This window comes from Streptomyces sp. NPDC020807, from assembly GCF_040641575.1.
GTDB lineage: Bacteria > Actinomycetota > Actinomycetes > Streptomycetales > Streptomycetaceae > Streptomyces.
On the sequence record NZ_JBFADU010000013.1, the window covers coordinates 124,657 to 145,196 of the forward strand.

Genomic DNA, 20,540 nt, shown 5'->3' on the forward strand with positions numbered 1-20,540 from the left:
ACCCTAGAGCCCGGCACTGACACCGCCCCTGACGAGCCGTCCGGCCCGCACCGCGTCCGCACCGCGTCCGCACCCCTGACGCGCCGTCCGGACCGCCCCGGGCCCGCGCTCACCCGCTGCTACTGGCCGACGAGTCCGGGCCGCAGCACCTTCGTGAACAGGACCGAGCCGCCCTCCGCCCGGAGCCGCACCGTCATCTCCCCGCTGTCCCCGTCGATGTCGACCTCGCCGAAGTACTGCGGGCTCTCCATCGGCGACACGTTCGCCCGCTGCGGCGCCCGGACGAAGACCCGCTCGGGGCCGAAGGTCGCGTCGAGCGCGTTCGCCGGGAAGCCGCCGGCGGCCAGCGGACCCGAGACGAACTCCCAGAACGGGGCGAAGTCCCGGAAGGCCGCGCGCTCCGGCGCGTAGTGCTGCGCCGACGTGTAGTGGACGTCGGCCGTCAGCCAGACAGTGCCGGTGATCCGCCGGTGCTTCACGAACCGCAGGAGCTCCGCGACCTGGAGCTCGCGGCCGAGCGGCGCGCCCGGGTCGCCCTGCGCGACCGCCTCGAAGTCCGCCGACCCGTCAGGGACGACCAGACCGAGCGGCATGTCCGCGGCGAGGACCTTCCACACGGCCGTGGACGCCGCCAGCTCCCGCTTCAGCCACGCGAGCTGCTCCGCGCCGAGGATGCCGGTCGTGTCGTCGGTCTGACGGCCGGGGGAGTTGGCGTTCCGGTACGAGCGCATGTCGAGCACGAACACGTCGAGGAGCGGCCCGTAGCGCACCACGCGGTGCATCCGGGCCTCCGGGCCGCGCCCGCGACCGGCCGGATGGAGCGTGGATACGGGGGTGTACTCGCCGAAGGCGCGCAGGGCGCGCGCGGCGAGGACGTCGACGTCCTTCTCCGTGTAGCGCGGGTCGTCCAGGATCTGCCCGGGGTACCAGTTGTTGCGCACCTCGTGGTCGTCCCACTGCGTGACCGTCGGGACCTGTGCGTTGAAGGCCCTGACGTGGTGGTCGAGGAGGTTGTAGCGGAAGTTGCCCCGGTACTCGTCGAGGGTCTCCGCCACCTTCGACTTCTCCGGCGTCGTGACGTTCCGCCAGATGCGCCCGTCGGGCAGGGTCACGCTCGGCTGGATCACCCCGTCGGCGTACACCGAGTCGCCGCTGCACAGGAAGAAGTCCGGGTCGAGGCGGCGCATCTCCTCGTACGCGCGGAAGCCGCCGATGTCCGGGTTGATGCCCCAGCCCTGGCCCGCGATGTCCCCCGACCACAGGAACCGGACGCCGTCCCGGCGCCGCTCGGGAGCCGTGCGGAAGGTGCCGGTGACCGGCTCCCCCGTACGGCGCGGGTCGTCCGGGTCGGCGAGCGTGACCCGGTAGTGGATCTGCTCGCCGGCGGGGAGGCCGCGCAGCGCGGTGGTGCCGGTGAAGTCGGTGTCCGCGCCGACCAGCGGCCCGTGGTGGCGGCGCACCCGGCGGAACGACTCGCTCGCGGAGGTCTCGACGAGCATCCGCGCGGGCCGGTCCGACCGTACCCACAGCAGCCCGGAGGAGGCGGTGACGTCGCCGGTCTGCACGCCCCACCCGGCCCGCGGCCGTCCCGAGAGCGCGAACGCCGGAGCGGCGGACGCCGGGGACGCGGACGCCGGGGCGCTGAGCCCGGTGCCGCCGAGGGCGAGCGTCGCCGAGGCCGCGAGCGAGCCGCGCAGCAGGCCGCGACGCCCGGGGGAGTACGGGGAACCGGGCACCGAGTGGGTCATGAACGCCTCCGAGAGCGTGTCCGGGCGCGTCCGTCGCGCCGCCGCCCCCTGCCTAACGCGCGGGGACGGCGCCCGCGCGAACCCCGCGTGAACAGAACCGCCGTCGCGCCTCCCACAGCCTGCGACCGACCCCCCGTCTCGACCGCCCCGCCGCCTGCGACCGACCCGCCCTCTCGACCGTCCTGCTGCCGGCGTCCGACCCGCCGCCGGCGTCCGCCGCTTCTGCCGGCGTCCGCCACACCGTCGGTGGCGCCGCCCCTCAGCCGCCCCTGACCGCCTCCGCCAGGAGCCGGACGCCCCGTGCGAGGGCCGACGGCGCCAGATGCGCGTACCCCACGACCAGGCGTATGTCCCCGTCGGCCGGGCGCTCCGTGCCGTAGTCCTCCAGGGTCCGCAGCGCGACCCCGGCGTCCGCCGCCCGTGCCAGGAACCGCTCCCGCGGCCCGAAAACGGCCGGTACGCGCGCGATGACGTGCAGTCCCGCCGCGATCCCGGTCACGCGCGTGCCCGGCAGGTACGCGTCGAGGGCGGCCAGCAGCGCGTCCCGCCGCTCCCGGTAAGCGCGCTGGCAGCGCCTCAGCTGCCGGTCGTACCCGCCGCGCGTCACGAGCTCCGCGAGCACGGCCTGATCGAGTACGGGATTGCCGAGGTCCATCGTGCGCTTGCGCTCCACGAGCTCGGCGAGGAGCGTGTCGGGGACCAGCATCCAGCCGAGCCGCAGGCCCGGCGCGAGGGACTTGCTGACCGTGCCCGCGTACGCGACGCGCTCCGGGTCGAGCCCCTGGAGCGCGCCGACGGGAGCCCTGTCGTAGCGGAAGTCGCCGTCGTAGTCGTCCTCCAGGACGTAACCGTCCGTCTCCCGGGCCCATTCGAGCAGCGCCGAGCGCCGCTCCGCCGACCAGCTGATGCCCGAGGGGAACTGGTGCGAGGGCGTCACGACGACCGCCCCCACCCCGGACGCGGCGAGCGGCCCCGGAAGGAGCCCCTCCTCGTCCAGGGGCAGCCAGCGGGTCTCCACCCCCGCCGAGGCGAAGAGCCGCCCGTGCTCGGGGCTGCCCGGGTCCTCCACGCCGACGGTGCGCACGCCCCGGTCGCGCAGGACGAACCCGAGCATGGTCACCGCCTGCGCGACGCCCGAACACACCACGAGCCGCTCGGGATCGGCGACCACGCCCCGCCGCCGCGCCAGCATCCCCGCCAGCGCTTCGCGCAGTTCGGGAAGGCCGCGCGGGTCCGGGTAGCCGAGGGACGGGTGGGGCAGGCGGGCCAGGACGGACCGCTGGGCCGCGCCCCAGGCAGCGCGCGGGAACAGCGACAGGTCCGGGGTCCCCGGCGAGAAGTCCACCAGGAAGCCCGCCGCCCGGGGCGCGTGGTCGCGCGCCCCGCGCGCGGCCGACCGTGCCGCGCCGCTCACCCAGGTCCCCGAGCCCCGGTCGCTGCGCAGGTACCCCTCGGCGGTGAGCTGCTCGTACGTCTCCGTCACGAGCCCCCGCGACACGCCGAGGTCGGCCGCGAGCTCCCGGCTCGACGGCAGCCGCGTCCCGGCGGTCAGCCGCCCCGACCGCACGGCCTCCCGCAGCGCCTCCTGAAGCGCCGGCCCCCGCCGCCGCGCCGGGGCGCCGGCGGCCGGCAGCAACAGCTCCCAGGCGGGCAGGCCGTGCGGACCGGTCCTTGGAGTCACCGCTTCCGGTGTGCTGTCACGGGCTTCCGGCGGTCTTCTGGTCCGAGCCGATGCCACGTACGCCTCACGATTCCCCTGGCCATGCCTGTCGCGCGTGGTCCACTGCCGACGAGTATGCCGTCGGGGGCGCGGTCCGCTACCGGCCCAGGTCGACGGAGAGGTGCCCGGCGAGCGCGTGGAGGAAGTCGGCCGCGTCGAAGGCCGCGCCGGCCGAGGCCACTCCGACCGCCTCGGTCCGGCCGGTGAGGACACGGTGGACCGCCTCGACCGCGAGCGGCGCGGTCACGGCGTAGATGTCGCGGCCGCTCGCCGTGGCGCGCCGCTCCTGACCGCCCGAGCGCACGACGACGTCCACGAGGAAGGTCTGCGCGGACCGGCCCCGCTCGTCGACGGCGGTCGGGGCGGGGGAGTCGGGGGCCACCACGTCCTTCGCCGCCCCGGTCGTCATGTACGTCCGCACCTCGGGAACGGCCAGGTGGCTGGGGAGGGTGACGACGTCGGCCATGGTGAACTCGCCGATCACGGACCGGTCGCCCACCGGTTCGGGGAAGGACCAGGTCAGCGTCGGCGGAGCGTCGTCGCGGTGCCGGAGGCGCCCGCCGCTGAAGACGACGCGCCGGCCCTGCCTGCGTTCGCGGGACACGGCGCCCGCGCCGCGGGTCCCGGCGGTGGGGTGCCAGCTGCTCAGGGCGTAGGCGACGTGCGCCTCGTCCGCCGACGTCCAGTCGCCCATGGCCGCGGTGGCGAGGAGGTCGCCGAGCCCGCCGAAGAAGGCCATCGCGGGGACGATCAGGGATCCCGCCTCCGCCGCGCGCGCGGAGTAGTGCGCGAACGTGTCGGCGTTCGCCTCGATCTCGGCGGCCACGTCGACGTACGGGACACGGGCCCGCAGCGCCGCCTCGATCAGGCCGGAGGCGGTGGAGGCGAAGGGCCCCGCACAGTTGACGACGGCGTCGACCCCCGCGAGGGCGCGGTCCAGGGCCTCGGGATCGTCGGCGGAGGCGGGCCGGACGTCGAGTCCCGGGTGGTCCGGGAAGGTGTCGGCGAGAGCCGCCAGCTTCTCCGCGTCGCGCCCGGACAGGACCGGCGCGAACCCGCGCTCCAGCAGTTCCGCCACCACGAAGCGGCCGGTGTGACCGTAGGCGCCGAACACCGTGACCTTCTGACCCGTCTCCATCGAACTCTCCCGCCGTTTCGCTCGCTAGTTGAACTGTGTACATCCTGCGGGCCGGCGTACGCCCACCGTGAGTGTCGGAAACGACGTGCTGCGCGCACTTTCGGACATGGGTACAGTCGTCCGCCATGAGCACCGTCGCCCTGGCCGTCGCTGACGGCATGCTCCACTTCGAACTGTCCGTGGCGTACGAGGTCTTCGGCGCCGACCTCACCCACATCGCCGACCCCTGGTACGAGGTCTCCGTCCACGGGGCGGGCCCGGTCCGCTTCGACAGGTTCCTCCTGGAGCCCGAGAGGGGACTCGACCGGCTCCCCGAGGCGGAGACGGTGATCGTCCCCGGTTGGGCCGACGTCGACGTGGACCCGCCGGCCGACCTCGTCGACGCCGTGCGCGCGGCCCACCGGGCGGGCGCGCGCGTGGCCTCGCTGTGCACCGGTGCGTTCGTCCTCGCCGCCGCCGGACTGCTCGACGGCCGCCGGGCGACCACGCACTGGGCGCACACCCGGGCGCTGGCCGAACGCCACCCGCTGGTCGACGTCGACCCGGACGTCCTCTACGTGGACGAGGGCAGCGTGCTCACCTCCGCCGGCAAGGCCGCGGCGATGGACCTGTGCCTGCACCTCGTGCGCCAGGACCACGGCTCCGTGATCGCGAACACGGTCGCCCGCCGCCTCGTCGTGCCCCCGCAGCGCGCCGGCGGCCAGGCGCAGTTCGTCACCGCCCCGATCCCGGCCCGGGACGACCACCCGCTCACCGACCTGCTCCCCTGGGCCATCGCCCGGCTCGGCGGGCCGCTGACCGTGGAGGATCTGGCGCGCCGCGCCCGGATGAGCTCGCGCCACCTCGCCCGCCACTTCCGCGCCGCGACCGGAACCACCCCGCTCCAGTGGCTGCTGACCCAGCGGATCCGACGCGCCCAGGAACTGCTCGAGGCCACGGACGAGAGCGTCGAAGCCATCGCGGCCGCCACCGGCATGGGCACGGCCACCACGCTGCGCCGCCACTTCAACCGCACCGTGGGCGTGCCCCCGGACGCGTACCGCCGTACCTTCCGCGCCGCGCGGGGGACGCGCGGGGAGCCGGTGGACTGAGGCGACGCGCGGGTGGCCCCCGATAGCGGGACCGAAGTGGCCCTCAAACGGGACCGCTTCGCTTCCTACCGTCGGAGGCATGAACGCGAACTCGCTGCGCGGGGTCCTGCTCGTGACCCTCGCCTACGCCCTCGTCGGGGCCTCCTTCACCGCGAACAGCCTGCTCGGCGCCTACCCGTACGCCGGCGGGCAGGCGCTGCGGTACGCCGCCGCCTGCCTCCTCATGCTCCCGCTGCTCGGCCGCGGCGGACTCGCCCCGCTGCGCGGGCTGACGGCCCGGCACTGGGTGCGGCTCGGGGCGGTCGCCGCCGTCGGCATGATCGGGTTCAACCTGGCGGTCCTCGCCGCCGAGCGGACCGCCGAGCCGGCCGTGCCGGGCGTGCTCGTCGGCTGCGCCCCGGTGGTCGTGGCGGTCCTCGTCCCGCTGAGCGAGGGGCGCAGGCCCGCCCCGGCCGTGCTGTACGGGGCGCTGCTCGTCGCCGCCGGGGCCCTCACCGTCCAGGGCTGGGGCCGCACCGACCTGGCGGGGATCGGCTGGTCGGTGGCGGCCCTCGCGGGCGAGGTCGGTTTCACCGTGCTCGCCGTACCCGTGCTGCGCGTGCTGGGACCGAAGGCGCTGACCGCGGCCGTCTGCGGGATCGGCGCCGCCGAGGCGGCACTCGTCGGGCTGGTCGTGGACGGGGCCGCGTTCGTCCGGATGCCGACGGCCGTGGAGACCGGCGCCCTGGTCTGGCAGGCGGTCCTCGCCACGGTCGTCGGGTTCGTCCTCTTCTACATGGGGGTCCAGCGGATCGGCGCGGAGCGCGCCACCCTCTACACGGGCGCGATCCCGGTGGCCGCCGCGCTGAGCGCCGCCCTGGTGGCCGGTGCCTCCTTCGGCGTGCCGCAGGCGGTCGGCAGCCTCCTCGTCGGGGCGGGGGCCGCCCTCGGCACCGGCCTCTTCACGCGCGCGCGTTCAGCGGCTCCCGTCCTCCGCGCGGCTTCCGTCGAGGATCACCCGGGCCACGAGCGCGGGATCGTCGCTCATGGGAACGTGCCCCGCGCCGGGCAGACGGACGAGCCGGGCACCGGGCAGGGCGTTCTTGGCGCGGACGCCCTGGCGGCGCAGGAGGAGGCGGTCCCTGGTGCCCCAGGCGATCGTGACCGGCAGGTCGGGCACGTCGTCGCGGAAGGCGGTGCCCCGGCCCGCGGCGAGGGTCTGGTGGAAGCCGGTGGCCCCGCGCAGCGCGAGCGTCTCGGCGACGACGGCCTCGGGTGAGCGCCGGCCCGGGCGCGCGTAGATGGTACTGGTGAGCACGGTCCGCCCGGCGGCGGTACGGGACAGCCGCTCGATCGCCGGGACGGGCAGCGCGAGGGCCGCGCCCCGCATCGCGCGCAGCGTCCCGAAGGCGTACCGCCGCTCGCCCTCCGACCAGAATCCGGCGGGGGAGAGGGCGGTCACCGACCGCACGCGCTTCTCCCGGCCGAGTTCGAGGGCGAGCAGGCCGCCGAGCGAGTTGCCCGCGACGTGCGGGCGCCCGATGCCGAGGGCCTCGCAGAAGGCGCCGAGCACCGCGCCGACGGCGGTGAGCTCGTACGGGCAGTCGGCGGGGAGCGCGTCGGAGGCGCCGAAGCCGGGCAGGTCGACCGCGACCACGTCCCGTTCGACGGCGAGGACGTCGAGCACCGGCTCCCAGGCCTGCCAGTGGTGGCCGATGCCGTGGAGCAGCAGCAGCGGCTCGCCCGCGCCCCTGCGTTCGTACGCGAGGGACACCGTGCGGGAACCCGCCGGGGTCGGGAACGAGAACGCGATCCGTGCGGGCATGACGGCTCCCTGTCGTGAACGTCTGCGGAACGAGCCTCCGTAGACGGCTCGTCAGCAAGAATTACCGATGAGTAGGAGGGAGTTCAAGCCCCACGCGCGCGGGGGACGGCTCCGCTGGACAACCCGCGCCGGGTGGACTGGGATGACGAGGTGCCCGCCGAGATACCGACCGAGGCCCTGGCCCGGACCGCCCGCCCCGCCCCCGCCCTCACCGACGTCTTCGAGGAGCACCGCCCGACGCTCCTCGGCGTCGCCTACCGCATGCTCGGCCGCGCCGCCGACGCCGAGGACGTCGTCCAGGAGGCCTGGCTGCGCTGGGCGGCCGACGACCGCGCCGCCGTCCGCGAGCCGCGCGCCTACCTCGTCCGGATCGCCACCCGCCTCGCCGTCGACCGGCTCCGCCAGGCGCAGGCGCGCCGCGAGTCCTACGTCGGGCCGTGGCTGCCCGAGCCCGTCGTCACCGACTTCGGCGCGACCGCCCCCGACACCGCCGAGCGCGCCCTGCTCGCCGACTCCATCTCGCTCGCCGTCCTCGTCGTCCTCGAATCCCTCTCGCCCCTGGAGCGGGCCGTCTTCGTGCTCCGCGAGGCCTTCGGCTTCCCCTTCGGGGAGATCGCCGCCGCCCTCGACCGCTCCGAGGCCGCCGTGCGCCAGCTCGCCGGTCGGGCCCGCCGCCACGTCGACGCGGGCAGGCCGCGCTACGACGTCGACCCGGTCGAGCGCCGCGACCTCACCGAGCGCTTCCTCTCCGCCGCGGCCGGCGGGGACCTCGGCGAGCTCCTCGCCCTGCTCGCCCCCGACGTCCGCCTCGTCGGCGACAGCGGCGGGAAGTCCAAGGCGCCCCTGCGGGTCATCGAGACCGCCGACAAGGTCGGCCGCTTCCTCCGGGGCGTCGCGCAGGGCGCGGACGAGGCGTACACCTACCGGTTCGAGGAGCTCAACGGCGGCCCCGCCCTCGTCGCCCTCGTCGACGGCGAGCCCGACGTGGTCCTCCAGATCGAGGCGCGGGAGGGACGCGTCCAGACCGTCTACGTCATCCGCAACCCCGACAAGCTCCGCGCCCTCGCCGCGACCCTCTGACCTGGCGGCCTCCGCGGTCCGCCACCTCACGGGGGTGCGAACGTCCTGTGAACGATCTAGGTCAGAGGGCCACATTCGGGGTCGATTGACGGAGGATTGGTCTTGACCAAGTCCGTGGCTCGCCATATGGTCGCATCGTTAGTGCAGGAACCTTTAATAAATAAGGGCGCGGAAAACGCCGCGGGACACGGCGAATTTTCGGAGGATCAGGGTGGGGACCACGCAGCTGGAAACGGTGCCGGAACCGAAGTACCAGCACCTCAAGACAGTGATCGGCGAAGCGCTCGACTCGGACTTCGCCGTCGGAGAGATCCTGCCCAACGAGCGGGAGCTCGCGGCACGCTTCGGCGTCGCCCGCGCGACCCTCCGGCAGGCCCTGGAGCAGCTGGAGCTGGAAGGCCGGCTCCAGCGCCGCCGCGGCGTCGGCACGACCGTGGCCCCGCCGCGCGTCGGCGTGGACGTCTCCACCGCCCAGCAGACCTGGCCCGGCGTCGGCGACGACACCTGGCAGTCCCTGGACTGCGCCGCCGACGTGGCCCCGGCCGCCGTCGCGCGCGTCCTGGAGACCGCGGCCGACGAGCGGGTGCACGTCGTCCGCCGCCTGCGCGTCACCCAGGGACAGCCGGTCGCGGCCGAACTCCTGTACGTGCCCGCCGCCTCGGTGCCCGACATCGGCGCCGTCGAGGCGCCCGCGGGACCCGGCCGGGCGCGCGTGGTGCTGCGCGAGCTCCAGCGCCTGGCCCTCGACGGCCAGGACCGCTCCGTCGAGCTCGGCTCGGCCCGCGCCGACGACGCCAAGGAGCTCGACCGGCTTCCCGGCGCCCCCGTGCTCGTCGTGACGACCCGCTACCTCTCCGGCGGGCGCACCGCCGCCGTCTCGGTCGCCACCTACCGCGCCGACACCTGCCGCCTCACCTTCGGCGACTCGGTCGACCTGGTGATGGCCTCGTAACGACGCCGGACGACTCCGCGGCCCGGAACGACTCCAGGGCCCGGACGGCTCCAGGGCCCGGAACGACTCCACGGCCCGTCGCGGGACCGCCCACCGAGGCGGTTCAGCGGCGGGCCGTCACCGTTCCGTCGACGGCGAAGAGCTGCTCCTCGACGTGGTCGAGCGCGAGCCGCAGGGCGCCCGTGCCCACCGCCGCCTCGCCGAGCAGGGACAGCACCACGCGCGGCGGGCGCAGGCAGAACCGCGCCAGCTCCTCGCGGAGCGGCGGGAGGACGCCGTCGAGCCCGGCGGCCCAGCCGCCGACGACGACCAGCTCGGGGTCGATCGCGAGCACGAGCGCCGCCACGTCGTGCACCAGCCGCTGGATGAACCGCTCGACCGCCGCCTCCGCGCGCGCGTCCCCCTTGCGGGCGAGCGCGAACACCTCGGCGACCGCCTGCTCGTCCAGCGGGTGCAGCGGCTCGTCCGTCGTCGACAGCAGGTGCTCCGGAGTCACTCCGCGACCGAGCAGGTGCAGGGCGCCGATCTCGCCGGCCGCGCCGCCGAAGCCGCGGTGCAGGCGGCCGCCGATCAGCGAACCGGCGCCCGGGCTCAGCCCGGCGAGGACGAAGACGATGTCGTCGGAGTCGGTCGCGGCGCCCTTCCAGTGCTCTGCGACCGCCGCCGCGTTGGCGTCGTTCTCGACGATCACCGGGCAGCGGAAGGAGCGGCGCAGCCGCTCGCCGAGCGCGAGGCCCGTCCAGCCGGGCAGCGCCGTGCCGAGCCGCACGGTCCCGTCTGCCTCCACGATGCCGGGCGTGCCGACGCCGACGGCCCGCAGGTTCGACCGGGCGACCCCGGCCCTGCGCAGGACGTCCGCGACCACCGAGCGCACCTTGTCCAGGCGCTCGTCCTCGGGGGCCGACTCCGACACCTCGCGCGACCCGGCGCCGATGATCCGGCCGTCGAGGCCGGAGAGCAGGGCGGCGACGCGGTGGGGGCCGATCTCGATGCCGAGCAGATGGCCGGCCTCCGCGCGGAAGCGGAACCTCCGCGCCGGGCGGCCCTGGCGACGGGCCTCGCCCTCCTCGGGCGCGGCCTCGACGACGAGACCGCCTTCCATGAGCCCCTCGACGACGCCCTCGACCGTCGGCCGGGAGAGCCCCGTGATCCGGGTCAGGTCCGTGAGCGTGGGCGCGTCGGCGCCCCGCAGGGCATGGAGTACCACCGCGGAGTTGATCCGCCGCAGCAGAGACGGATCCCCGCCGGTCAGCCGCCCCACCGTGTGTCCTCCCAGCTCGTGAGCATCTCAGCGGATGGTACTCAATGGTCCGGGGCGCGGCGAGCCTCGCCCCCGGGCGGTGCGGGGCGGGCGCCGGTCCGCGCGTCTGACGCCGCGCCAACTGTCAGTGCCGGGCGCTTTACTGGCCCCATGACGACGACACGGCAGCTGGCGACGGTCGACGAACTCCGCGCGCGCTTCGTCGGGGCGGGCGCGGGGGTGCTCCTGGCCGAACTCCCGACAACCGGAGGTGAACCCTCCGGAATCGACGCGGAGCAGTGCGAAGCGGAGCGGGACGGTCTCGTCGCCCTCCTCACCGCCCGCTGGGGCCCGCCCAGGGAGCTGGACCTGTGGCCCGTCGTGGAGCGGACGGTCGCGGGAGAGGCGTTATCCGTGCCCGAGTCCTGGCTCACCGTCGCCGGGCACTGTCCTGAGCCGCTGCTGTGGTGGGACGGCGCGCGGTGGATCGGTCTCGGGCTCGCCCGGTGGGGCGAGGAGGCGCCGCCGCGTCTCCTCGCCCTCGTGACCACGGCCGATCCGCCTCAGGCGCAGGACACGGCGAAGTCGACGTACTGACGGAAGTCGCCGTGCTTGTCACTGCCGCTGAGGTGACTGCCTCCGACCCCGACCGCGAAGCGGAACGGGTCGGCGTTGTACCGCTTGTTGCGGACGTTGGTGAAGCCCATGATCACCGCATGCTGGTGGGACACGTCCCGAGAGCCCTTGCGTGAGCTGTAGAAGGTCCAGGAGAGCCCGGGAGCGCGCGCGATGATCGTCTCGCCGAGCTGGAGCCCCAGGTCGTAAGCGACGGCGATCCACACCGGACGTGGCCGCTTCCCGCCCTCGGAGTCGAAGAAGAGGTGGGCGGCCGTGTCGACGTGGTCCGGGTCCGGTTCGACCTCCGCCCGGTACCAGGCCTCCAGCGCGTCGAGCGCCTCGTCGTCCGTGCCCAGCCGCAGACCGTTCGCCTCGACGAGCGCGGCGAGCACCGCGAGCCGCTCGTCCTTCGTCGCCATCCGGTGGTCGAACTCGCGCCGCGCGGCCTTCGGGTCCATGTCCTCCATCGGACCGTCCTCGACCGGCACGTACGGCCGGTAGTCACCCCAGTCCACGCGGCAGCTCCCTTCACGACTCACGAACCGGGCGGCGGCTCCTGCGCGGCCTCCCGGAGCCTGGCGTACTCCTCGGCCATCGTCGCCGCCGTCCAGCGGGCGTTCAGGCCGCTCGGGTTGGGCAGGGCCCAGACCCGGGTGGAACCGATCATGCGCTCCTGAGGCCCGATCGCCGCCTTCGGCTCGCCGAAGGCCGTCCGGTAGGCGGTGACGCCGACGACCGCGAGCCACCGGGGCGCGAGGCGCTCGACCTTCCCGGTCAGGAGACGTCCGCCCGCCAGGTACTCCTCGCGGGTCAGCTCGTCGGCCCTGGCCGTCGCACGGGCGACCACGTTGGTGATCCCGAGTCCGTACGAGAGGAGTTCCTCCTGCTCGTCGGGGCGCAGCTGCCTCGGGGTGAAGCCGGAGAGGTGGAGCACCGGCCAGAAGCGGTTGCCGGGGCGGGCGAAGTGGTGGCCCGTCGCCGCCGTCATGAGACCCGGGTTGATCCCGCAGAAGAGGACCGAGAGGCCGCCCGCGGCCACGTCGGGAACGACGCGGTCGCGAGCGGCCTCCAGCTCCGCCCTGGTGAACCGGGGGGTACCGGTCAGAGGATCGCGCCGGGCGCGTAGGCGGCGGCCTCCGGGTGCTGCTTGAGGATCTCCTCGATGCGGGAGACCACGGCCGCGACCTGGTCGGCGGCGGCGCCCGTGAAGGACAGCTTGTCCGCCATCAGCTCGTCGAGCTGCGCGCGGTCCAGCGGGATCCGCTCGTCGGCGGCCAGCTTGTCGAGGAGCTCGTTGCGCTCCGCGCCCTGCTCGCGCATGGCGAGGGCGGAGGCCACCGCGTTCTCCTTGATGGCCTCGTGGGCGACCTCGCGGCCGACGCCCGCGCGCACCGCGCCCATGAGGACCTTGGTGGTGGCGAGGAAGGGGAGGTAGCGGTCGAGCTCGCGGGCGACGACGGCCGGGAAGGCGCCGAACTCGTCGAGCACGGTCAGGAAGGTCTCCAGGAGACCGTCGAGCGCGAAGAAGGCGTCCGGCAGGGCCACGCGGCGGACCACGGAGCAGGACACGTCGCCCTCGTTCCACTGGTCGCCGGCGAGCTCGCCGGTCATCGACGCGTAGCCGCGCAGGATGACCATGAGGCCGTTCACGCGCTCGCAGGAGCGGGTGTTCATCTTGTGCGGCATCGCCGAGGAGCCGACCTGGCCGGGCTTGAAGCCCTCCGTGACCAGCTCGTGGCCCGCCATCAGGCGGATCGTCTTGGCGATCGAGGACGGCGCGGCGGCCAGCTGCACCAGCGAGGTCACCACGTCGTAGTCGAGCGAGCGCGGGTAGACCTGGCCGACCGAGGTGAAGGCGTGCGCGAAGCCGAGGTGGGCGGCGATCCGCTGCTCCAGGTCGGCCAGCTTGGCGGCGTCGCCACCGAGCAGGTCCAGCATGTCCTGGGCGGTGCCGACCGGGCCCTTGATCCCGCGCAGCGGGTAGCGGCCGAGGAGCTCCTCCAGGCGGGCGTACGCCACGAGCAGCTCGTCGGCGCCGGTCGCGAAGCGCTTGCCGAGGGTGGTGGCCTGGGCGGCGACGTTGTGCGAACGGCCGGCCATGACCAGCTCCGCGTACTCGGCGGAGAGCTTGCCGAGGCGGGCGAGGACGGCGACCGTGCGGTCGCGCACGAGCTCAAGGGACAGGCGGATCTGGAGCTGCTCGACGTTCTCGGTGAGGTCGCGCGAGGTCATGCCCTTGTGGACGTGCTCGTGGCCGGCGAGGGCGTTGAACTCCTCGATCCGCGCCTTCACGTCGTGGCGGGTGACCTTCTCGCGCTCGGCGATCGACGCGAGGTCGACCTGGTCGAGCACGCGCTCGTAGTCGGCGAGGGCGGCCTCGGGGACGTCGATCCCGAGGTCCTTCTGCGCACGGAGCACGGCGAGCCACAGCTGACGCTCCAGCTTCACCTTCTGCTCGGGGGACCAGAGGACGGCGAGCTCCGCGGAGGCGTAGCGGCCGGCCAGAACGTTGGGGATGCGGGGCTTCGCAGTCACAGCAGTCACGTGGACAGAGTTTACTGGCGATTTCTGCAGGCCAGCGCCACCGTCCGGTGTGGAGCTTGCTACGAGACGCAGGTCACGCCCCGGGCCCCTCAGGGCTCGGCCGGAGCCTCGTACGGCAGCAGCTCGGGGCGCTTCGGGGCGCGCCCGTCCCCGGAGGAGCGGCCCGTCAGGCGGCGGCCGATCCACGGGCCGAGGTGCTCCCTCGCGAAGCGCGCGTCCTCGACGCGCCGGGTCGCCCAGCCGGGGCGTACGGACGGGGGCAGCGGCGCCCGCCAGTCGGTCCCGGGCTCCAGGCCGAGCGTCCGCCACACCGCCTCGGCCACCCGGCGGTGGCCGTCGGCGGTCAGGTGGAGCCGGTCCACGTCCCACAGGCGCGGGTCGCCGAGGACGCCGGTCCCGCCCTCGTACAGGTCGACCACCAGCGCGCCGTGCCGGGCGGAGAGGTCGTCGATGTGCGCGTACAGCTCCTCCATGCGCGGCCGGAAGCGTTCCAGGACCGGTCCGTTCCGGCCGGGGCTGCGCATCAGGACGAGCTGTCCGCAGGAGGGTGTGAGGCGTTCCACTGCCTCGGTGAGGAGGTCCCGCACCCGCACCATGTCGACCTTCGGCCGGAGGGTGTCGTTGAGGCCGCCGACGAGGGTCACCACATCGGCCTTCATCCCCGCGGCCAGGTCGACTTGCTCGTCGACGATCTGCCCGATGAGCTTCCCGCGCACCGCGAGGTTCGCGTACCGGAAGCCCGGCGCGCGGGCCGCGAGCCGGCCCGCGAGGACGTCCGCCCAGCCCCGGTACGAGCCGTCGGGCCCGAGGTCCGACATACCCTCGGTGAAGCTGTCGCCGACGGCGACGAAACTGTTGTACGAAGCATTGATCTCCATGGCGGTGCGATCATACCGCGCGGTATGCGAGCGGTACGCGGCCGCCGCCCTGGAGAACCCGGGAGGGGAAACCCGATGAGCGACGCGCTCCTGAGCACGCTGGCCGAGGCGCTGGCCGAGCTGGTGGCGACGGTCGAGACCTCCGACGACGACACCCTCGACCCCGGCACGGCGGGCCGCTGGCTGGAGAGCACCGCGTACACCCTGCGCGGACTCGACGCCGCCGACCGGCGGGCCCTCGACGGCCTGATCCGGGAAGCCGCCCTGCGCCGCCCCGAGGGCGCCCTGCGCGAGGAGCTCCTCGGGGTCTCCGAGGGCTTCGGCCTCACCGAGGACACCCACGCCGCCACCTGCGAGGCCGCCGCGCACCACGCCCGGCGCTTCGCCGAGACCGTCCGCGGCGCCGACCCCGCCACCCCGGTCCCCACCTGCCCCGGCTGGACCCTCGCCGACCTCACCCGCCACCTCGGCACCGTCCACCGCTGGGCCGGTCACCTCGTACGGACCGGGGCCACCGCCCGGGTCCGTACCCACGACGTCCCCCTCGACCTGCCGGACGACCCCGCCGCGCACGCCGACTGGCTCGCCGACGGCGCCGAGCGGTTCGCCGCCACCGCCCGCGCCGCCGACCCCGACGCCCCGGTCTGGGTGCCGGGAGCCGACGCCCACGTCCGCTACTACCCGCGCCACGCCCTCGTCGAGGCCGTCGTGCACCTGGCCGACGCCGAGCTCGCCCTCACCGGCACGGCGAGCCCCCTCGACCCCGCCACGGCCGCGGACGCCGTCGACCACTTCCTCGGCGACGCGCCCTACATTCCGTGGATCGCCGAACCCGTCGCCCACCTCGACCGCGACGGCGCCGTCCTGCGCCTGGTCGCCCGGGACGGCGGCGCCTGGACCCTCACGCTCGGCGGCGGCGGCTTCACCTGGAGCCGGGGGAGCGGCGGCGCCGAGCCGACCGCCGAGGTCGAGGCCGACGCCGGGGAGCTCCTGCTGCTCCTGCACCGCCGGTACGCCTCCGACGACGCGCGCTTCACGCACCGCGGCGACCGCGACCTCCTGGACGACTGGCTCGCCGCGACGGCGCTCTGACCGGTCAGCCGGCCGCCGCCGCCCGGACGCCCGCGCGGCCGCGGATCGCCTCGCCCCGGGCCCGGATCCGGGCCGGGTCGCGCAGCTCGTGGGCCAGCAGACGGGCCGCCAGTTCGGCGCGCCGGTCGGCGGTGGTGGCGCGGAGCGCGGTGGCCAGACGCTCGGCGGTGGCCTGGTCGAGGGCGTCCTCGTCGGCGAGGAGCCGGGCGATCTCCTCGTCGGACGAGGGCTCGGCCCGCCGGTCCGGGGCGAGGAGCGGGGCCGCGGCCTCCGGCGGGAGGAGGGCGGCGTAGTCGGCGAGGGTCCCGTCGGGGGCGACGAGCAGGAGGTACTTCGCCGACAGGTTCGCCTCCGGGAAGTCCTCCCGCACGGCGAGGGACGCGAGGGTCTCCGGCGGGAGGCCGAGGACGCAGCCGGCGTGGAGGAGGATCTCGCGGACGCGGGCGGACTGCGGGGCGTCCGCGGGGAGCAGGTCGGCGGTCCGGTGGAGGAAGCGGGCGACGACCTCGTCGGCGCCGGAGGTGTCCAGGGCCTCGCCGCCCCGGAAGTAGCGGCCCATGTACGCCTGCCACCAGGCCAGCTGGAGTTCGTAGAGGCTGCCGACGGTGGCGTCGTGGTCGGCCTCGGCGACGAGGCCCTTCTCCGTGAGCTCCCGCAGGAGCGGCATCAGGTCGCGGTAGACAAGGCGGATCCACGGGTGCGGGGAGCGCTGGACGTCCCAGCAGTACTCGTGGGCGTGGTCGGAGAGCAGCTCGGCGAGGCCGATCTCGCCGGCCGCCAGCTCGGTCGTCACGCCGCCGTCCCGGGTGACGTCGAAGCGGTAGAGGTGGTCCTCGGAGACGGGCGGGCGCGAGACCGGGAGCGCGGTGTCGAGGAAGCGCTCCAGGTCGGCGTAGCGGGCGTGGAGGGCGTCCAGGTCCGGGGTGAGCCGGGGGTGGACCGGGTTGGCGAAGCGGTCCTTGAACTTGATGATCTCCTCGGACAGCGCCTGGTAGAGGAAGTACCGGTCGAAGCGGTAGCTGAAGGACAGCCCGATGTACGGGAAGACCGTGCAGCTCCGGCACTCGGAGCGGTGGCCGACCTCCTCGTCCCTGACGCGGACGAACTCCTCGTCCTGGACGAGCTCGGCGAGGTCCCGGTCCCACAGCACCGAGTTGTCGAAGGCGTGGTAGCAGGGCAGGACCAGGCGGCCGTCGGGGCCGATGGTGAGGATCCGCTTGTTGGCGTAGCAGTCGGTGGGGGAGGTGGGGTCCAGCTCCTCCACGTACTTGCGGAAGTGCAGGTTGATCACGGCGAAGGGCTGGTAGAGGAGGCGGAGGAGGTCCTCCGCTATCTCGGACGAGGTCGGGCCGGCCGGGGCGGGTGCCGCGAGAGCGACGGGAGCCGCGGGGGCGCCGGTGCCGCAGGAGGAGCCGGAGCCCGGACCGCCGTCCGCCGGCTTGCCGTTCGTCTGGACGATCTTCAGCTTGCGGGCCGTCCGGTTCATGTCCCGGACGGTGTCCTGCTCGTCGAAGTACTCGAACATCGTCGAGAAGTAGATGGAGACCCGGTTCTCCTGCGCGAAGCGCAGCAGGTCGGGCACCTCGTCCACGTTCTCCCGGGTGACCACGCAGATCAGCTTGAGGTTGCCGGAGCCGGTGGCGCCGATGCGCCGGATGACCTCCAGGGCGCGGTCCAGGGTCGGGACACCGCGGATCTGGCGGTAGCGCTCCGGCTTCAGGGTGTCGAGGGAGACGTTCATCGTGTCGACGTAGGGCACGATCGCGTCGATGTGCTTCGCGAAGCGGATGCCGTTGCTGGTGATCTCCGTGGCCATGCCGAGGGACTTGGCGTACTGGACGATCCCGTTGATGTGCGGGTGCAGAACCGGTTCGCCGCCGGTGAAGTCGACGTACCGCACACCGAGCGCGTGCAGCTGGTCGAGGATCTTCCGCCCCTGCTCCAGGGTGAGTTCGTCGTACCCCTTGAACTTGTCGTCCTGCCAGACGTTGCAGTACCCGCAGAGCGAGTTGCAACGGAAGGTGATGTAGAAGCGGGCCGACTGCAGGGTGCCCGGTGCGGTGCTGGATCTCATGGCTGTGTGTCGTTCCGTCCGTGTGGGAGGGGCTCAGTCCTGGAAGGTGGTCGCGAGGAGTTCGGCGACCGCGATGACCGGCAGCTGGGAGTTCGAGGCGGGGACCGTCGGCAGGATCGAGGCGTCCGCGACCCGGAGGTTCGCGGTGCCCCGCACCCGGCCCTCCCCGTCGACCACCGCGTCCGGGGCGTCCGGCGGGCCCATGGCGCAGGTGCCCACGGGATGCCAGTACGTGCCCAGTGCGTCCCGCAGCTCCCGGGTCCCGCGCGCCGCGAGGTCCCGCGCGGACCGGCCCGGTACGGGGTCGGCCAGGGCCTTCAGGGCGGGCGACGCGGCCAGCCGCCCGACGAGTCCGAGGCCGTCGCGGAGCACGGCCGCGTCGCGGCCCCCGGGATCGGTGAGGAACCCGGGGTCGATGTCCGGGGCGTCCGTCGGGTCGGCGGACCGCAGGCGTACGTGTCCCCGCGAGGCCGGCTTCATGGCCAGGACCGAGAACCCGGCCTCGTACCGGCCCGGCGGCAGCTCGCCGAAGAGCGGCGGGCCCGCCGAGGGCACGAGGTGCAGGTCCCAGGAGCCGTCGTCGCAGGACGAGCTCGCGGCCCGGACCAGCGTCCTGTTGACGTACAGGTCGCCGACCGCCTCGCTCGCGGCGAGCGCCGCGTCGAGGCCCGGCCGCGGCGTCATCGGGACGAAGACGGCCGGCTGGTCGACGAGGTTCTCGCCGACGCCCGGCAGGTCGATCCGCGGGCGGATCCCGAGCCGCCGGAGGTGGGCCGCCGGGCCGATGCCGCTGCGGAGCAGGACGGCGGGCGAACCGAACGTGCCGGAGGCCAGCACGTAGGTGTCGGCCGCCAGGGAGTGGCGGCGGCCGTGCCGTACGAGCTCCGCCGAGCGGATCCGGCCGTCGTCGCCGACGGCCAGCCGGTCCACGGTGGCGTCCGCGAGGACCGTGAGGTTCGGGCGGGCCCGGGTCTCCGGGTCGAGGTAGGCGAAGGCGGCGTTCCAGCGGAGCCCGTCGAGCGCGTTGACGAGCGGGGTGCCGTGGCCGGGGCCGCCGGTGCGGCCCATGTCGACCTCCGTCCAGCCGAGTTCGGCGGCGGCGGTGACGAAGCCCCGGCCCCAGGCCGAGACCTCGTGGTCCGGCACCCGGCGGAGCCGCATGCGCGCGACCGCCGCCTCCCGGTGCCGGTCCAGCTCCGCCTCCCGCCAGCCCGGGCCGCCCGCCGCCCGCCAGGCGGCCAGGTCGGGGGCGGAGGGCCAGGTGTTCCAGCAGCCGTTGACGCAGGAGGAGCCGCCGAGGACGCGGGCACGGTAGCGGTGGACCGGGACGCCGTGCTCCCACACGTCCGCGCGGGTCAGGGCGCGGGCGTCGCGGACCGCGACCGGCCAGCCCGACCGGTCGGGCCCGTAGTCGGGGCCCGCCTCCACCAGGCAGACGGACCGGCCCGGGTCCTCGCTCAGGCGGGAGGCCAGGACGCAGCCCGCCACTCCTCCGCCGAGGACGACGACGTCGTGGCCGGAGGGGCGCGCGGCGTCGCGGCCGGCGGCGGTCCGTCCGGCCGTCACGCCGGCCCGCCCGACCGTCATGCGGGCCCGGCCGACGCGGCCGCCGCCCCGAGCTCCGCCTCCAGCTCCGCCGCGCGCGCCAGGAGTCCCGCGCGGTCGACGCAGTCGGTGCGGGTCGCGGGGACCGTACAGGCGAAGGCGCCGGCGATGGAGCCGTACAGGGCGCTGCGCAGCGGCGTCTCGCCGGACAGCCAGCCGAGCAGGAACCCGGCGGCGAAGGCGTCGCCCGCGCCGTTGGAGTCGACCACCGGTGCGGTCGGGGGCACGGCGGGGACGTGGGTGACCGTACCGTCGGCCAGCAGGTAGCAGCCGTCGGCGCCCGCCGTGCCCACGACGACCTGGGCGCGGCCCCGCTCGGCGATCTGCCGCAGGGTCTCCTCGGGCTTCGCCAGGGCGGTGGTCGACACGAAGACGACGTCGGCCTGGTAGGCGAAGGGCTCCTGGAAGGAGCCGACGCCGTCCCAGTTGTGCAGGTCGGTCGAGATGGTCACGCCGGACTCGCGCAGCGCGGGGATGGCCTCGGCGCACGGGTGGGTGATCGAGACGTGGGCGTGGCGGCTCTTCGCCGCGAGGGCCCGGACGAGCTCGTCGGGCAGCCGGTCCTCGTCGCGCTTGCGGCTGTCGTCGTACAGCGAGAGCCGCCGCCCCTGGGGGTCGACGAGGTTGACCGCCCGCTTGGTGCCGGCCGGAGCCGGGACCTCGGTGAGCGGGATGTCCCACTCCCGGTGCAGGGCCCGGACGAGTTCGCCCTCGTGGTCGTCGCCGAGCACGTCGATGTGGTGGGTGCGCAGGCCGAGGGCGCTCACCGCGAGCGCCACGAAGTCACCGCTCTGCGCGGCCCGTCGTTCGATGGCCGGGACCATGTAGCAGTCGGCGTACGGGAGCGGCAGCTGCGGGACGTGGACGATGGTGTCCACGCCGGCTCCGCCCAGGACGAGGACGTCAATCTCGGTGGTCATCGGGGTTCCTCTCCGTCGTTGCGCCGGGGCGATGGG

17 protein-coding genes and 1 pseudogene are annotated in these 20,540 nt (G+C 74.7%); 6 read left to right on the forward strand and 12 right to left on the reverse strand.

Features of this window, described 5'->3' with window-relative positions:
- Positions 1 to 119: 119 nt before the first annotated feature.
- The 3 genes from AB0G79_RS20405 to AB0G79_RS20415 all read right to left on the reverse strand — a co-directional run bounded on the left by AB0G79_RS20405 (position 120) and on the right by AB0G79_RS20415 (position 4,606).
- The gene (locus AB0G79_RS20405; protein ID WP_360808293.1) at positions 120 to 1,748 is read right to left on the reverse strand and encodes an alkaline phosphatase D family protein; all 1,629 of its coding nucleotides are present in this window, start codon (positions 1,746 to 1,748) and stop codon (positions 120 to 122) included.
- A gap of 259 nt (positions 1,749 to 2,007) precedes the next feature.
- Positions 2,008 to 3,387 (reverse strand): PLP-dependent aminotransferase family protein, encoded by a 1,380-nt coding sequence (locus AB0G79_RS20410; protein WP_360808386.1) that lies wholly within the window; start codon positions 3,385 to 3,387, stop codon positions 2,008 to 2,010.
- A gap of 178 nt (positions 3,388 to 3,565) precedes the next feature.
- Positions 3,566 to 4,606, reverse strand: a complete 1,041-nt coding sequence (locus AB0G79_RS20415; RefSeq protein ID WP_360808295.1) for a saccharopine dehydrogenase NADP-binding domain-containing protein — start codon at positions 4,604 to 4,606, stop codon at positions 3,566 to 3,568.
- A gap of 125 nt (positions 4,607 to 4,731) precedes the next feature.
- Here AB0G79_RS20415 and AB0G79_RS20420 point away from each other — a divergent pair, with 125 nt between their 5' ends.
- On the forward strand, positions 4,732 to 5,697 hold the full coding sequence (locus AB0G79_RS20420; RefSeq protein WP_360808297.1) for a helix-turn-helix domain-containing protein: 966 nt from the start codon (positions 4,732 to 4,734) through the stop codon (positions 5,695 to 5,697).
- A 316-nt stretch (positions 5,698 to 6,013) separates the two neighbouring features.
- Positions 6,014 to 6,613 (forward strand): annotated as a pseudogene (locus AB0G79_RS20425) (EamA family transporter); the annotation flags it as partial.
- A 39-nt stretch (positions 6,614 to 6,652) separates the two neighbouring features.
- Here the strand turns inward: AB0G79_RS20425 and AB0G79_RS20430 are convergent.
- Positions 6,653 to 7,501 carry an alpha/beta fold hydrolase gene (locus tag AB0G79_RS20430; protein WP_360808299.1) on the reverse strand — a complete coding sequence of 283 codons (849 nt, stop codon included), beginning with the start codon at positions 7,499 to 7,501 and terminating at the stop codon, positions 6,653 to 6,655.
- A 177-nt stretch (positions 7,502 to 7,678) separates the two neighbouring features.
- Between AB0G79_RS20430 and AB0G79_RS20435 the strand changes: the two genes are divergently transcribed.
- Both AB0G79_RS20435 and AB0G79_RS20440 read left to right on the forward strand, forming a co-directional pair.
- The gene (locus AB0G79_RS20435) at positions 7,679 to 8,581 is read left to right on the forward strand and encodes an RNA polymerase sigma-70 factor (RefSeq protein WP_360808388.1); all 903 of its coding nucleotides are present in this window, start codon (positions 7,679 to 7,681) and stop codon (positions 8,579 to 8,581) included.
- A 211-nt stretch (positions 8,582 to 8,792) separates the two neighbouring features.
- Positions 8,793 to 9,533: a GntR family transcriptional regulator gene (locus tag AB0G79_RS20440; RefSeq protein ID WP_360808301.1), complete on the forward strand. Its 741-nt coding sequence runs from the start codon at positions 8,793 to 8,795 to the stop codon at positions 9,531 to 9,533.
- Positions 9,534 to 9,636: 103 nt separating this feature from the next.
- Here AB0G79_RS20440 and AB0G79_RS20445 read toward each other — a convergent pair whose 3' ends face one another.
- Positions 9,637 to 10,794, reverse strand: coding sequence for an ROK family transcriptional regulator (locus AB0G79_RS20445; RefSeq protein WP_360808303.1), 1,158 nt, complete (start codon positions 10,792 to 10,794; stop codon positions 9,637 to 9,639).
- A 150-nt stretch (positions 10,795 to 10,944) separates the two neighbouring features.
- On the opposite strand from AB0G79_RS20445, the gene AB0G79_RS20450 reads away from it, so the two are divergent.
- On the forward strand, positions 10,945 to 11,370 hold the full coding sequence (locus tag AB0G79_RS20450) for a hypothetical protein (RefSeq protein ID WP_360808305.1): 426 nt from the start codon (positions 10,945 to 10,947) through the stop codon (positions 11,368 to 11,370).
- Here the strand turns inward: AB0G79_RS20450 and AB0G79_RS20455 are convergent.
- The 4 genes from AB0G79_RS20455 to AB0G79_RS20470 form a co-directional block, all read right to left on the reverse strand.
- Positions 11,337 to 11,906, reverse strand: coding sequence for a hypothetical protein (locus tag AB0G79_RS20455; protein ID WP_360808307.1), 570 nt, complete (start codon positions 11,904 to 11,906; stop codon positions 11,337 to 11,339). The genes AB0G79_RS20450 and AB0G79_RS20455 overlap by 34 nt on opposite strands.
- 20 nt (positions 11,907 to 11,926) lie before the next feature.
- A complete protein-coding gene (gene mug, locus AB0G79_RS20460) occupies positions 11,927 to 12,430 on the reverse strand; it encodes a G/U mismatch-specific DNA glycosylase (protein WP_360808309.1) in 504 nt (167 codons plus the stop codon).
- A gap of 62 nt (positions 12,431 to 12,492) precedes the next feature.
- Positions 12,493 to 13,935: an adenylosuccinate lyase gene (gene purB, locus AB0G79_RS20465; protein WP_360808311.1), complete on the reverse strand. Its 1,443-nt coding sequence runs from the start codon at positions 13,933 to 13,935 to the stop codon at positions 12,493 to 12,495.
- Positions 13,936 to 14,024: 89 nt separating this feature from the next.
- On the reverse strand, positions 14,025 to 14,813 hold the full coding sequence (locus AB0G79_RS20470; RefSeq protein ID WP_360808313.1) for an SGNH/GDSL hydrolase family protein: 789 nt from the start codon (positions 14,811 to 14,813) through the stop codon (positions 14,025 to 14,027).
- A gap of 75 nt (positions 14,814 to 14,888) precedes the next feature.
- Between AB0G79_RS20470 and AB0G79_RS20475 the strand changes: the two genes are divergently transcribed.
- The gene (locus AB0G79_RS20475) at positions 14,889 to 15,905 is read left to right on the forward strand and encodes a maleylpyruvate isomerase N-terminal domain-containing protein (RefSeq protein WP_360808315.1); all 1,017 of its coding nucleotides are present in this window, start codon (positions 14,889 to 14,891) and stop codon (positions 15,903 to 15,905) included.
- Positions 15,906 to 15,909: 4 nt separating this feature from the next.
- Here AB0G79_RS20475 and AB0G79_RS20480 read toward each other — a convergent pair whose 3' ends face one another.
- The 3 genes from AB0G79_RS20480 to AB0G79_RS20490 are packed head-to-tail and all read right to left on the reverse strand — an operon-like array spanning position 15,910 to position 20,504.
- Positions 15,910 to 17,979, reverse strand: coding sequence for a radical SAM protein (locus AB0G79_RS20480; RefSeq protein WP_360808317.1), 2,070 nt, complete (start codon positions 17,977 to 17,979; stop codon positions 15,910 to 15,912).
- A gap of 33 nt (positions 17,980 to 18,012) precedes the next feature.
- Positions 18,013 to 19,545: a GMC family oxidoreductase gene (locus tag AB0G79_RS20485; RefSeq protein WP_360808319.1), complete on the reverse strand. Its 1,533-nt coding sequence runs from the start codon at positions 19,543 to 19,545 to the stop codon at positions 18,013 to 18,015.
- A 17-nt stretch (positions 19,546 to 19,562) separates the two neighbouring features.
- Positions 19,563 to 20,504, reverse strand: a complete 942-nt coding sequence (locus AB0G79_RS20490; RefSeq protein ID WP_360808321.1) for an adenosine kinase — start codon at positions 20,502 to 20,504, stop codon at positions 19,563 to 19,565.
- Between the last annotated feature and the right edge of the window lie 36 nt (positions 20,505 to 20,540).